Origin of the sequence: Spiroplasma endosymbiont of Polydrusus cervinus (assembly GCF_964019755.1) — a bacterium.
Classification (GTDB): domain Bacteria; phylum Bacillota_I; class Bacilli_A; order Mycoplasmatales; family Mycoplasmataceae; genus Spiroplasma.
Map to the genome: position 1 here is coordinate 727,907 of NZ_OZ026469.1, position 13,768 is coordinate 741,674.

Genomic DNA, 13,768 nt, shown 5'->3' on the forward strand with positions numbered 1-13,768 from the left:
TTAATTTGTTATAATTTTATTAACTTTTTATGATTTAGTTTTACAGTATACACACTTAATAAACTTAATAACTTTTTCATACTTTTCTTTCTCCTTTTTACAAATTTCTATTTACATTATATATATAAGTCTAAAATAGGATTACTTAATAAATTTACAATTTACATTTATTATCAATTAAGTGATTCTATTGAAATAGAATAATTAACATCTATATTTCCACTATAAACAGTTAAATCAGAAAAATTAATGGTTGCTTTATTATTACTAATATTTTCAACTTTTATTTTATCAATATCTACCAATAATGGATTTAATTCTTTTACTTTATTCTTAATTTGTTGTACTGTTGGGTTAGATAAATTATTAGTTTTAAATTCGCCTAAAGTATTATTAGTAATAAATGTACTTAGTAATACAGATTTATCAACTGTAAAATTGATATCTAATATATCAGAAACAATATCATTTGGAATACAACTAATTTTTGCATTTGTAGAAGTTATACTATTAATTTTCAAAAAATTTAAAAATCTACTTTTTAACATCGTAGAGTCTAATTCTTTTATTTTATCTTTAATTTGATTCTCTGTTGGTATACTTAGACCATTGGTTTTTATTACACCCAAATTATTATTTTTTATATAAAAACCTAATGGTAAAGTATATTTAATATCTGTTTCACCAGTATAAACGTTTGTGTCATTTGAAGTAATTTTGGAAGAATGTGTATTAAGTTGTTTAATATTAATTTTTGAAATATTTAATGACGGAAATAGTTCTCTTAATTTATTTTTAATTTGTATTTTACTTATATTTACAATATTTTTTTTACCCTCCTCATTACTAATTATTTGACCTAAACTAGCATTATTTGAAATTATAGTATTTAAATCAACAGATTTATCAACTATAAAATTAATTGTTTTTTTACCACTAAAACCAGTTATTGTGATTACTGCACTATTTTCAGTAATTTCTGTAACATTAATTTTATTAATATCTAACTTGGAATTTAATTCTTTTATTTTGTTTTTAATTTGTTGTTCTGTTGGTTTATCAGCTCCATTAGTTTTAAATATATGTTTAATTTTATTATTTGTATTTTTTTTATTTTTGGTTATATTTAAACCTGTTCAATTTAATTCTGATAAATCTTTAATGTTATTTTTTTGATAAGGACAATCAGCGATTACAGTTGGTGCAGCAATTCCAATAATTGTTAATACACTTAATAAACTTAATAACTTTTTCATACTTGTCTTTCTCCTTTTTATCAATTTCTATTTACATTATATATATATATATATATATATACAAGTATAAAATAGGATTACTTAATAAATTTACAATTTACACGTTATTATTAATTCATTTTTCATTTAAGTAATAACTAATACAATATGACATTTCTCTGTAAATTGTAAATACCAAATCATAAAAAGTTAACTTTTAAGTTAATTATAGGAGGTTGAAATTATGCAAATAAAGAAATATTTAATTTTGCGGTCGTTAGTGAAAAAGTATAGTAAAGATATTGTTATTAATACTGTCAATAAGATTGCAAATGATATTGAAATTAAAAAGTAAAGAATAAATTATCCCGCATAATTTACAATCTTCAATTACTTCCAATTGGTGATTGTTGTGGTTTGGGTTCTGGTTTATTACTCGCCGTTTTCACTATTATTTGGTTTTTCGCAACTAATTAATGATGTTGTACTTGTTGCTGTTAATACGATTGCTCCTAAAATACTTAGTAACTTTTTCATATTTTTATCTCCTTATTTAAAATGTTATAATTATTGCACATAAATTATAACATTTTAAATATTTTAGGAGGTAAAGTGTGAGAAAATATGAAAGATTAGATTTTAATGAAAGAGTAAATTTGGAAAAATTAAAAGATAATGAATTATTTAAAAAGGGAAATGGAACAATTAATATTCGAAAAATTGCTAAGCAAATGAATAGAGATTATAGAACTATTTGGCAAGAGTTAAATATGTTTTGATAATATTAATAATTATAATGCTGCAAAAGCACAAAAAATACATGATAAAAATAAAAAACAATGTCGTAAATATTCAATGTTAAATTCACAAGAATTAAGTCATTTTTCTAATGAATATAATAATTTTGGTCGTTCGCCACAAAATATTATTACTTCGTATGAATTACAATATAATGTAAAATTTGGTGTATGTTTTAAAACAATATATAAATATATTAAATTAGGTTATTTTAATTTAAAAAAAGAAATGTTATATTTTAAAAATAAAAAAAGAAAAACAAAAAATGGGGAACAAAATGATAATTATGGAAAATTACTTAATATTAGAGATTATAAGAAATTTTTAAATGATTATGGAAATGATTTAAGTTTTAGTGGAATTTGAGAAATGGATACTCTTGATTGTGGTAATTTTTATTTGTTAGTTTTAGTAAATCGTAAATCAAAAATACTTTTTTATCATATTTTATTTAGTAAAAAGGCAAGTATTGTATTAACAATTTTAATGAAAATGATTAAACAAATTGGTATTAGTAAATTTAGTTGTATTTTAACCGATAGAGGAAAAGAATTTTATAAATGAAAAACAATAGAAAAAAATTTTAAAAAAATTTTTTTAAATTAAATTAGTGTTTGTTAAGATTAGTAAAATTTATTTCTTGTTGTGTTTAATTTTATAATTTTAAAAATAAATATTAAAAACAATATTTTTAATTTAATATTTTTTGTGATTATTGTTTTTTATTTTTAATTTGTTATAATTTTATTAACTTTTTATGATTTAGTTTTACAGTATAAAAATAAAGCTTTCTTAATTAATTTAAATTTAATGGATTGATTGTTTCACTGAAAGGAGCAACAGCCGGATAAGAAATTGGTAACAAGGTACCGATTCCTAATAAGATGATGGTTGCCACGACAATTCCAACAATTAATGGTCATGATGCTTTCATAAAGCTACCATAAGAAATTTTTGAAATTGATAAGGCGGCCATTAAAATTGCACTTGTTGGTGAAATTAAATTAATAATTCCATTCGCAAATGAAAAGGCTGTGATTGTTTCCGATGTTAATCCAACGGCAACGCTATTAGCAACTGGTCCTAAAATTGGGAAAACAGTTTGTGCAAAACCAGAACTCGATGGAATAACAAATGAAATAATTAAGAAGAAAAAAAAGGCTACCATAATAAAACCGGTTCTTCCTAATTTTGACACTGGGGCTGATAAGCCACTAATTAATTTTGTTTGCATTCCCGTATTAGTCATAATAAAACCAATTCCCGTAGCAAAGGCAATAACTAAACAAACTGATAGAATATCAGCTGAACCACTAATAAAACTATTAACATAGTTTTCTTCACCTTTTCAATTAATTAATGCAATAATAATTGATGCAATGAAGAAAAAAGCGGAAATTTCCATAAATGATCATTGTCCTAATGGCGTAAAGAAATGCGCAATAAACAGAGCATGTTTGCTAACTAACTCGGTAAAATTAACAAAGAATGGAATTCCAAATTTATCTCATCCAATTAAGGAAAAAATCATAAAAATAAAACTTAGCATAAAGATTGCCATAATTGCTTTTCGTTTACCATTATATTCTGGTAAATCATCAACAATCGCAAATTCTGCTTCATAAAAATCTTTTTTATCAAATAATGGTGATTTCCCTGGAGTACGACGCACACGTAAGGCATATCAAACAACAAAAGAAATTCCTCCCGCAGTTAGTAATACTCATGAAACAGCTCTTCAAATGATTCCTGTTGTTGATGTTAAATCAGGAATACCAGCTGAATCGGCAGCAACTTGAATTACAAATGGATTTAAGGTTGACCCAATACATCCAATTCCTGCTCCAAATAAAATTGCCATTACTGCGGTTAAAACATCAAAACCAGCAGCTAATAACACCGAAATAATAACTGGATATAAGGCAATTGTTTCTTCACCCATTCCATAAGTTGTTCCTCCAACGGAAAATAAAAACATTACAATTGGAATAATTCAGATTTCACAGCCTTTCATTTTAACAACTAAACGGCCAATTCCCGCATCTAATGCTTTCAATTGAATAATAATTCCTAAGAATCCTCCTAGGACTAAAATAAAGACAATAACATCAACTTTATCTTTAAACCCTTGCATTGGGGCTAAAAATAAGTCAAAAATTCCGGCAGGTCCTCCAAGAACTTTTCCATCCGCATCTGTTCATGTTTGCGTTGTTCCTGGAATCCAGGAAATTATAATAATTAGCAACGTAATTCCCAATAAAATTGTGAATGCTGTTGGTAATTTAAATTTAAACTTCTTTTTACTTTTTACATCCATTTTTGCATTCCCATCTAACCTTTTTGTTAATAATTGTATACTGTAAAACTAAATCATAAAAAGTTAATAAAATTATAACAAATTAAAAATAAAAAACAATCTCATAAGAATTTTTTTGCCGGCTCATCGTACAGGACGCCAAATCTTTTTTTATTTTTTTAATTTTATTAATTGCATCATTTAAATTATCAATTACAAGTTTGTTATTATTAAATTTTGATCATTTTACATCAATAATTTCTTTAGTATATCCATCAAGTATTGTTGATTGATAATTTAAATGATGCAATTAATAAAATTAAAAAAATAAAAAAAGATCTAAATAAAACAATAATTCATTCAGATCACGGATATCAATATACATCTAAAGATTATAATAGTAAATGTTTAGATAACAAAATTATAATTTCAATGGGTAAAAATTATCATTGTGCAGACAACATTATTATTGAAAGTTTTCATTCATTACTTAAAAAAGGAACAATCCATAATAAAAATTATAAATCTCATAATGAATATATTAATGATGTTAAAAAATGAAATAAATGATATTCAAACCAAAAAGAAAAATATATAATAAATGAAAGTTTGTAAACCTTTTTATTAATACTTACTAAACGGGGTGCAGTCTAATATTTATTAAATTTTTGTCCTTTTCTTGCCATATAAAAATGCACCTCCTTTAAAGTTTAGCAAAGACTTTTTTTCTTTACTTACTTTTTTGGGTGCAGTCTAGGATTATCCTTTAAATAATTCAAATAATGTTTTAATCATTATTCCGGTTCCACGACCATCATTAGTATCTGCTGTTCCAGCAATGTCTAAATGAATATATGGTTTTTCTTCCACAAATTCGCATAGGAAGGCAGCAGCAGTTGAGCTAGCAGCAAAACTTGAACTTTCAGCATTTGTTAAATCGGCAATTGGTGTTTTTCGCATTATGGCAGTGTGCTCTTCTAAAATTGGCATTCTTCAAATTCCTTCATGGGCATTAGTTGCCGCTTGAGCAAATTGATCATATCAAGCATCATTGTTAGCAAAGACTCCAGTTAATCATTTTCCTAAGGCAACTAGAATTGCTCCAGTTAAAGTTGAAACTTCAATTAATTTATAAACATTTAATTTATGAATAGCATAAGTAATACCATCGGCTAGGACTAATCTTCCTTCAGCATCAGTATTGTCAATTTGAACTGTTTTTCCATTCATTGAAGTAATAACTGATTCTGTTAGGGTTGTTTTACCACCAATACGGTTTTCTGTTAAACAAGCTACTGCGGCAATATTTGTTTTAACTTGGGCTTTTGCTAAAGCTAAGACAGTTGAACAAACAATTGCTGCTCCAGACATATCAAATTTCATTCCAGTTAAGGCTGTTGAAGGTTTTAAATTATATCCACCACTATCAAAAGTAATTCCTTTTCCAATTAACCCAACTTTTTCTTTTTTGCTACTATCACCTAAATATTCTAAAATAACAACGCGTGGTTCTAAGTAACTTCCAGCGTTAACAGATAAAAGTAACCTCATTTTTTCTTTTTCAATTTCTTTTTTATCTAAAATTGTCACTTTTAAATTTGGGATTCCTTTTGCCATTGCTATAATTTTTTCAGCAAAAACTTCTGGATACATTAAATTTGGAGGAGTATCTTGTAACATACGGGCAAAGTTCACAAATTCCATTTTAATTTGAATTTCTTTAAATGCGGCAGGCGCTTTTTCACAGGTGTGAATTAAATTAACGGTGTAATCTGTTTTTTCTTTTTTACCTGTTTTTAAATTATAACTATCATTTAATGCATATAGTGTTCCTTCGGCTAAGGCTTGGAAAAGATGACTATTTGCTTCGGCTCCTTTTTTGAAAGTATCAACATCAATGTTTAAATTATATTTGATTGTTGTCATAAATTTTTTTATAAAATCTTCTGCACTTTTAAAAGTTAACGCTTTTTCAAAATAAACATAAATTGTTTTTTGTTCTGAAATTAAAGTTGTTGTGCCATTTTCTTGAACAACTAAGGGGTTAATTTCGTCATCTTTAAAAACTGCTTTTAAAGTTAAATCTTGTTTCTTATCATTTAATAATATCATTGTAAAATTTCTTCTTTCTATATTGTATACTGTAAAACTAAATCATAAAAAGTTAACAACATTATAACAAATTAAAAATAAAAAACAATAATCACAAAAAATAGTAAATTAAAAATATTGTTTTTAATATTTATTTTTAAAATTAAAATGGCATCATGTACAATGAAGCTCCAAAAAATAACTCTTGTAAATTGTAAATACCAAATCATAAAAAGTTAACTATTAATTTAGTTAACTTTTTAAGTTAATTATAGGAGGTTGAAATTATGCAAATAAAGCAATATTTAATTTTGCGGTCGTTAGTGAAAAAGTATGGTAAAGATATTATTATTAATACTGTCAATAAGATTGCAAATGATATTGAAATTAAAAAGTAAAGAATAAATTATCCCGCGTAATTTACAATCTTCAATTAACTTTCAATTACTTCCAACTGGTGGTTGTTGTAGTTTGGGTTCTGGTTTATTACTCCCCGTTTTCACTATTATTTGGTTTTTCGCAACTAATTAATGATGTTGTACTTGTTGCTGTTAATCCGATTGCTCCTAAAATAGTTAAAATATTATAATTATTGTACAATAATTAGACTGCACCCTGTTTAGTAACAATTTTAATGAAAATGATTAAACAAATTGGTATTAGTAAATTTAGTTGTATTTTAACCGATAGAGGAAAAGAATTTTATAGATGAAAAACAATAGAAAAACACTTTAAAATAAGAGTTTATTTTTGTGATCCTGGTAAACCTCGTCAGAAAGCATTAGTAGAAAGAATAAATAGAGATATAAGGCGTTGATTGGGTCAAAATGAGCCATTAATTAATATTCGTAGTAGATTAAAATCTATTTTAGATATATTAAATACTACAATTAGACCTTGCTTGGAAAATTTTACATCAAGAAAATATTTTAAAAAAATTTTTTTAAATTAAATTAGTGTTTGTTAAGATTAGTAAAATTTATTTTTTTTGTGTTTAATTTTATAATTTTAAAAATAAATATTAAAAACAATATTTTTAATTTAATATTTTTTGTAAAATTATTGTTTTTTATTTTTAATTTGTTATAATTTTATTAACTTTTTATGATTTAGTTTTACAGTATACAGTTATAATATAAAAAGATGGATTTAGAAGAAAAAGGAGAAAATAATGAAACGAAATGAAGCATCACCACAATATAAATGAGATTTTAGTCATTTATATCAGAATCATGAGGCTTGAAAAAAAGATTTAACAAAAATTGTAAAAAAATTAGAAGAAATTATTAGCTTTAAAGGAAAATTAAATCAAGCAGCAACTTTTAAAAAATATATTTTATTAGACGAAGAAATTGACTTAATTGCCAATAAAATGGCGCAATATCTTCACATGGGGGATATTGATACAACTGACTTATCATATCAAGAATTGGGCGGAATTTATTCAAATACTTTAAATCAAATTACAAGTCAATTAGCTTTTGTTGCATCAGAATTAAAAGCAATTGGAGAAAAAAAAATTATGACATGACTTAAAGAAGACTCTGACCTTCATGCGCATGAATATAGTTACCGTAAGTTTTTTAAAAGTGCAAAATATATCTTGTCAGAACGTGATGAAGAGATTTTAGCATTAGTAACACGATCACGAAACGTTGCTTATGATTTATATGATTTATTGGCATATGCTGATAAAAAACGAATATTTATTGATTATCAAGGGAAGAAAATAGAATTAACAAATTCAATATATAGTGAAATTATGGAAAAATCAGACCCATTAGCGGATCAAGAACTTCGAATTAACACAGCACAATTATTTACTAAGCATTTAGTTGATAAAAAACATTCTTTTGCCCGAATTTATGAAGGAATTATTCAACAGAGTGTTGAGTCGATACGTTTACGCGGTTATAAAAACACTTTGCAAGCATCATTGAGTAATGATGATGTTTCTGAAGAAATTTATACTAGTTTAATTAAATATGGCCGTGAAAATAGCCATTTATTTGTTCAATATAATGAACTATTAAAAAAATATTTTAAATTTAAAAAGTTTTATCCAACTGATCGTAGTTTAAAATTAGTGAAAAATATTGCTTCATTGGATAAAAAATATACTGTTGAAGATGCAAAGAAAATGATTCGTGAATCACTGCAATTATTAAGTGATGAATATTTAACGCAATTAGAATTAGTATGACGTGATCATCGCATTGATTATTTTGAAGATACTAATAAACGTAGTGGTGCTTATTCATCGGGTGGTTCTGGTGTTGAACCAATTATTTTAATGAATTGAGATGATACAATTGGGTCAGTTAATACCTTAGCACATGAAGCGGGTCATTCAGTCCATACCTTATTAGCAGATTTAAATAATAAATATCCATTGAATAATTATCCAATTATTTTAGCGGAAGTTGCTTCAACAGTTAATGAGCATTTATTATTTGATTATTTATATAAAAATACGGTAAGCAAAGAGGAAAAAATTTATTTATTACAAAATCGAATTGATGAAATTATGGCAACATTCTTTCGCCAAATTCATTTTGCTGATTTTGAATGAACAGCCCACAAAATGGTTGAAAATAATGAACCATTAGATGCGGATAAATTAGCCGATCTTTTTGTTCAAAAAGCTGATGAGTTTGGGTATACTGTTTTTGATAAATATGAACCACAGAAAAAAACATATGATTGACCACGAATTTTACATTTCTTTAATTCACCATATTATGTTTATAAATACGCCACATGTATTGTTGCTTCTTTTAAATTGTATAATGATGTTATTAATGGACATCCAGAGCATTTATTGAACTTTTTAAAACAATGTGGTCGTAAAGAACCATTAGCAATTTTAAAAGATATTGGGATTGATTATACTGATCCGAATATTTATAGTGGCTTGTTGATAAAATTAACAGAAATGATTGATAATCTTACCGAATTATTAAACTAATTTGATTTTAATATTAAAAATAAGGAATAAATTTCTGTTAAATTATTATCATTGTATACTGTAAAAATAATTCAGGAAGTGGGTGGTTTCAATTATGCAGGATGGAATTTTTTTAATTAATAAACCAACAGGAAAAACGAGTCATCAAGTTATTCAAGAAATTAAACAAAAATTACAAATTAATAAAATTGGCCATGCCGGAACATTAGATCCATTAGCAACTGGCCTTTTAGTGATTTTAGTGAGTAATGCAACGAAAATGAGTGAATATTTGTTAACAGCTGATAAAGCTTATGATGTAGAAATGAAACTATTTATTGAAACAGATACTGGTGATGTTACTGGTAATGTTCTTAATGAAACAACGCCATTTAAAATTCAAAAAAAAATATTAAAAAAAATTTTTAATGAATTCAATGGTTTCATGTATGAACAATATCCACCAAAATATTCAGCAATTAAAATTAATGGGAAGAAACTTTATGAATATGCTCGCGAAGATAAAGAAGTTGAAATTAAACCACGAACTGTCACAATTAAAGAAATTAAACTAAAAAAATATGATGCGCATAATCATACCATTAAATTTAGTGTATTCTGTACAAAAGGAACATATATTAGAAGTTTAGTTACTGATATTGCGGAAAAATTAAATACAATTGGGACCGTTCAAAACTTATGTCGTACGCAATCAGGGAATTTTTTGTTATCAAAAGCAATTACTCTTGACGAAGTAAATTTTAATGCATTAATATCAATGTATGATGTTTTATTTACGAATAATCAGCAATTGATGCTTTATCATTATGATGAAGAAATTCGACAAGGAAAGCCAATTGTTATTATTAACCATGCTGATCCAATTATTTTTATTATTGATAAAAATAAAAATGTTCTAGCAATTTATAAACATATTGGGAAACATGTTTATGCTTGCCAGCGGGGATTATGATCAAATATTGAGCCGTCTAAACAAGAAGAAAGCGAGAAAGGCGACCGTTATTAATGAAAACTTTACTATGAAATAAGCCAGCTTCTCAGAAACCAAAAATTGCTTGTTTAGGTTTGTTTGATGGTTTTCATCAAGGCCATTTAAAATTAATTAATCGCTTAATGGAAATTAAAAACCAAGAACAACTTCCAGCCTTATTTTTTACAATGTTCCAAAGTGTTACTGATTTTTTACATCAAACAGATACGAAACTAATCGATAATGTTTCAAAACAACAAACTGCAGCCAAATTAGGTTTTGACTATTATTTGAAAGCACCACTAACAACTGAATTTATGAATTTATCAGCAAAAAAATTTTTAACAATTTTAAAAAAACATTACAATGTCATAAAAGTTGTGATTGGTTCTGATTTTCGCTTTGGCAAAAATCGCGAAGGTGATTTTAATGATATTATTACTTTTTTTGGCCAAGAAAATATTTATTTAATTCCACGACAAGATAGTTTATTTTCTTCAACAACAATTCGGAATTTATTATTGCAGTATAATTTATCATCAGCAAACAAATTATTATATGAAGATTATCATTTACGTGGTGAAGTAAATTCGGGAAAAAAGTTAGGCCGAACAATTAACTTTCCAACCGCTAATATTTATTTACCCCAAAAAGTAATTTTACCTTATGGTGTTTATGTAACAGAAACATTAGCTCAAGGAAAACTTTATCCATCAATGACGTCTTATAGATTATTTGAGGGAAAAGAAGTTGTTGAAACATATTTACTTGATGTTAATCTCGACTTATATGGGCAAGAAATTATCGTTTATTTTAAAAAATATTTGCGACAAAATGTTAAAATTAATAATTTAGCCGAATTAGTGGCTCTTTTAGAACAAGATTTAGCTAATACCCTTGCTTTTTATACTAATAAAGCATAGTATTAATAGGGTTGTTATTTCGTTGATTTAAGATAACCCTTTCTTAAACTCTTTGATTTAACATGATTAAGCCACTAAATGAAGGGAGAAAATTATAATGGCTTCAAAAGGAAAAAAAGCAGAATTAGTGTCAAAATTTGGTAAAAATGAAAAAGATACTGGTGCAACAAAAGTTCAAATTACAATTTTAACAGAAGATATTAATAATTTAACAACACACTTGAAAGTCCATCAAAAAGATATTGTTTCAAGAAGAAGTTTATTACAAAAAGTAGCGCAAAGAAAACATTTACTTGCTTACTTAACTAAAAATGACTTTAATGAATATAAAATCATCATTAAAGAATTAGGAATTAGAAAATAAAGTTTAAGAATTTTAAACTTTATTTGTAAATTATTAAGACAAGTGTAATAAATTGGTCGCATAAAAAAGATTAGGGTTTTAATTAATATCAAATAAAATTTGGCGTCCTGTACGATGAGCCGGTAAAAAACAATTCTTGTGAGATTGTTTTTTATTTTTAATTTGTTATAATTTTATTAACTTTTTATGATTTAGTTTTACAGTATACAATTAAAATAATTAAAAGGAGTGAAAGGTATGGCATTAATTAGTAATGAGAAAATTGATTTAATTAGATCAAAAGTAAATATTGTTACAGTAATGTCCGAGTATTTATTGCTTGAAAAACGGGGTCGCAATTATTGAGCGGTTTGTCCTTTTCATAAAGATTCCCACCCTTCAATGAGTATTTCACCAGAAAAACAAATTTATCGTTGTTTTGCTTGTTCGGCAGGGGGGAATGTTTTTACTTTTTTAAAAGAATATGAAAATATTAATTTTATTGAAGCTTTAAAAAAGGTTGCGGTGATGGCAAATATTTCGTTAGATGAATTAACCGTTTATCAAGAAAAACCAAAATACGATGCAACAGATCAGTTAATTTTTGAAATTAATGCCCTAGCAAGAGGTTACTTTAGTAATAATTTAGCAACAAAAAAAGGCCATGTGGCAAAAGAATATTTAACCCAGCGGAATATTAATAATAATGAAATTGAATTATTTCAAATTGGGTATGCGGAAAGCGGGTTTGATCATTTATGTCATTTTTTAATTAAAAAAGGATACACAATTAATGATATTCAGCAAACAGGATTAATTGCAATTAGGAATGATAAAGTATATGATTATTTTAATGAGCGAATAATGTTTCCAATTAAGAATGAAGATAATCATATTATTGGGTTTTCTGGGCGAATAATTGGTAGCACCAGCCAGGTTGCAAAATATCTTAATACGCCCGAAACGAAAGTATTTAAAAAAGAACAACTAATGTATAATATCCATCGGGCAAAACCTTTTATTCGCCAGCATAATAATCTAATTTTATTAGAAGGATATATGGATGTTATTAGCTTAGAAAAGTTAAATATTAAAAATACGGTTGCTTTAATGGGCACTAATTTAAGTGAGTACCACTTAAAGGAAATTAAAAAAATAACGCTGGAGTGTTTAGTTTTTTTAGATGGGGATAAAGCCGGGATTAATGCCAGCTTAAAATCCGCGGTGAAATTATTAAGTAATAAGGTCAAAGTTAAGATTGTCTTAAACGAAACTCAACAAGATCCTGATGAATTAGTTAATAGTGGGCAGGGTGAATTAATTCAGACAATGTTAAGCCAGGCAGAACATCCAATTAATTTTGCGCTGGATTATTTTAAAAATAAATTTAATTTACAAGTTGCCAATGAATTAGAGAAATTTATTAATATTGTTGCGCCCTTAATTAAAGCGAGCCCTAACCCGCTTGAACAAGAGTTAGCGATTAATAATTTAGTTACAATAACCGGAATTTCAAAAGCAACAATTACAATAAAAATTGAACAAATTAAAGGATATCAAAAAGGACCTTTAAATTCGCCAAGACCATTAACATCCCTGCCAAAAAGGGAAGATAATAACCAGCCGCTGCTGCGCTCACCAGCGAAGGTAAATTCAGCGCCGCTCAATACCATTATTGTTCAAAATACCAAATATAAAATTAAAAATTTAAAACGATATATTTTAGCCGAAGAAAAAATGTTATTACAATTACTTGCTTCGCGAAAAGCAGCGGATTTTTATCAAAAAAAAATTGGAAATTTAAATTTTGATGGTTATCGTTTGCTAGCAAACGATATAATTACTTATTATAATGAACATTTAGGGGTAGAAAATGTTAAAATTAATATATTGTGTGAAGAAATAAATGATCCTACTTTAAAAAAAATGTTACTGAATATTATTAATAAATCAACGATTAAAATTAAATATAATAAGAAAGAATTAGAAGACCATGCGCTTTTAATTGATGATTTTGCTAATGAAAAAGAGATTGCAATGTTATGAAATAAATTAGAAAAAGCAAATAATATGATTGAACAACAAGAAATTTCAATGGAAATTGATAAGTTGAATCAACGATTAAAATTTAAAAAGGGGTAGAG

Annotated in this window: 12 protein-coding genes and 2 pseudogenes; 8 read left to right on the forward strand and 6 right to left on the reverse strand. The window is 26.2% G+C overall.

The features are described from left to right. Positions 1-170: 170 nt before the first annotated feature. Together AACK78_RS04605 and AACK78_RS04610 are read right to left on the reverse strand one after the other, a co-directional pair. Positions 171-1,256, reverse strand: a complete 1,086-nt coding sequence (locus AACK78_RS04605) for a hypothetical protein (RefSeq protein ID WP_338954729.1) — start codon at positions 1,254-1,256, stop codon at positions 171-173. Between the two features lie 411 nt (positions 1,257-1,667). Continuing rightward, complete coding sequence (locus tag AACK78_RS04610) at positions 1,668-1,772, reverse strand: lipoprotein (RefSeq protein ID WP_338954731.1); 105 nt, start codon at positions 1,770-1,772, stop codon at positions 1,668-1,670. Between the two features lie 77 nt (positions 1,773-1,849). Between AACK78_RS04610 and AACK78_RS04620 the strand changes: the two are divergent. Beyond that, a pseudogene (locus AACK78_RS04620) lies at positions 1,850-2,621 on the forward strand (IS30 family transposase); the annotation flags it as partial. Between the two features lie 208 nt (positions 2,622-2,829). Here AACK78_RS04620 and AACK78_RS04625 read toward each other — a convergent pair. After that, the gene (locus AACK78_RS04625) at positions 2,830-4,350 is read right to left on the reverse strand and encodes a YfcC family protein (RefSeq protein ID WP_338954736.1); all 1,521 of its coding nucleotides are present in this window, start codon (positions 4,348-4,350) and stop codon (positions 2,830-2,832) included. Between the two features lie 82 nt (positions 4,351-4,432). After that, positions 4,433-4,639: a hypothetical protein gene (locus AACK78_RS04630; protein ID WP_338954738.1), complete on the reverse strand. Its 207-nt coding sequence runs from the start codon at positions 4,637-4,639 to the stop codon at positions 4,433-4,435. Here AACK78_RS04630 and AACK78_RS04635 point away from each other — a divergent pair. Continuing rightward, the gene (locus tag AACK78_RS04635) at positions 4,615-4,944 is read left to right on the forward strand and encodes an integrase core domain-containing protein (RefSeq protein ID WP_338954740.1); all 330 of its coding nucleotides are present in this window, start codon (positions 4,615-4,617) and stop codon (positions 4,942-4,944) included. The genes AACK78_RS04630 and AACK78_RS04635 overlap by 25 nt on opposite strands. Before the next feature lie 144 nt (positions 4,945-5,088). On the opposite strand, the gene AACK78_RS04640 is transcribed toward AACK78_RS04635, so the two are convergent. After that, the gene (locus AACK78_RS04640; protein WP_338954742.1) at positions 5,089-6,441 is read right to left on the reverse strand and encodes a M17 family metallopeptidase; all 1,353 of its coding nucleotides are present in this window, start codon (positions 6,439-6,441) and stop codon (positions 5,089-5,091) included. 465 nt (positions 6,442-6,906) lie between these two features. Continuing rightward, complete coding sequence (locus AACK78_RS04645; RefSeq protein ID WP_338954743.1) at positions 6,907-7,020, reverse strand: lipoprotein; 114 nt, start codon at positions 7,018-7,020, stop codon at positions 6,907-6,909. A 10-nt stretch (positions 7,021-7,030) separates the two neighbouring features. Here AACK78_RS04645 and AACK78_RS04650 point away from each other — a divergent pair. The 6 genes and pseudogenes from AACK78_RS04650 to dnaG form a co-directional block, all read left to right on the forward strand. Further along, positions 7,031-7,372, forward strand: a pseudogene (locus AACK78_RS04650) (IS30 family transposase); the annotation flags it as partial. 219 nt (positions 7,373-7,591) lie between these two features. Next, a complete protein-coding gene (pepF, locus tag AACK78_RS04655; protein WP_338954747.1) occupies positions 7,592-9,388 on the forward strand; it encodes an oligoendopeptidase F in 1,797 nt (598 codons plus the stop codon). 94 nt (positions 9,389-9,482) lie between these two features. Next, on the forward strand, positions 9,483-10,394 hold the full coding sequence (truB, locus tag AACK78_RS04660) for a tRNA pseudouridine(55) synthase TruB (protein ID WP_338954750.1): 912 nt from the start codon (positions 9,483-9,485) through the stop codon (positions 10,392-10,394). Then, a complete protein-coding gene (gene ribF / locus AACK78_RS04665) occupies positions 10,394-11,281 on the forward strand; it encodes a riboflavin biosynthesis protein RibF (protein ID WP_338954751.1) in 888 nt (295 codons plus the stop codon). The genes truB and ribF overlap by 1 nt, the downstream gene beginning before the upstream one ends. A gap of 97 nt (positions 11,282-11,378) precedes the next feature. Further along, positions 11,379-11,645 carry a 30S ribosomal protein S15 gene (gene rpsO, locus AACK78_RS04670; RefSeq protein WP_338954753.1) on the forward strand — a complete coding sequence of 89 codons (267 nt, stop codon included), beginning with the start codon at positions 11,379-11,381 and terminating at the stop codon, positions 11,643-11,645. A gap of 237 nt (positions 11,646-11,882) precedes the next feature. Beyond that, on the forward strand, positions 11,883-13,766 hold the full coding sequence (gene dnaG / locus AACK78_RS04675; RefSeq protein ID WP_338954754.1) for a DNA primase: 1,884 nt from the start codon (positions 11,883-11,885) through the stop codon (positions 13,764-13,766). Positions 13,767-13,768: the final 2 nt, after the last annotated feature.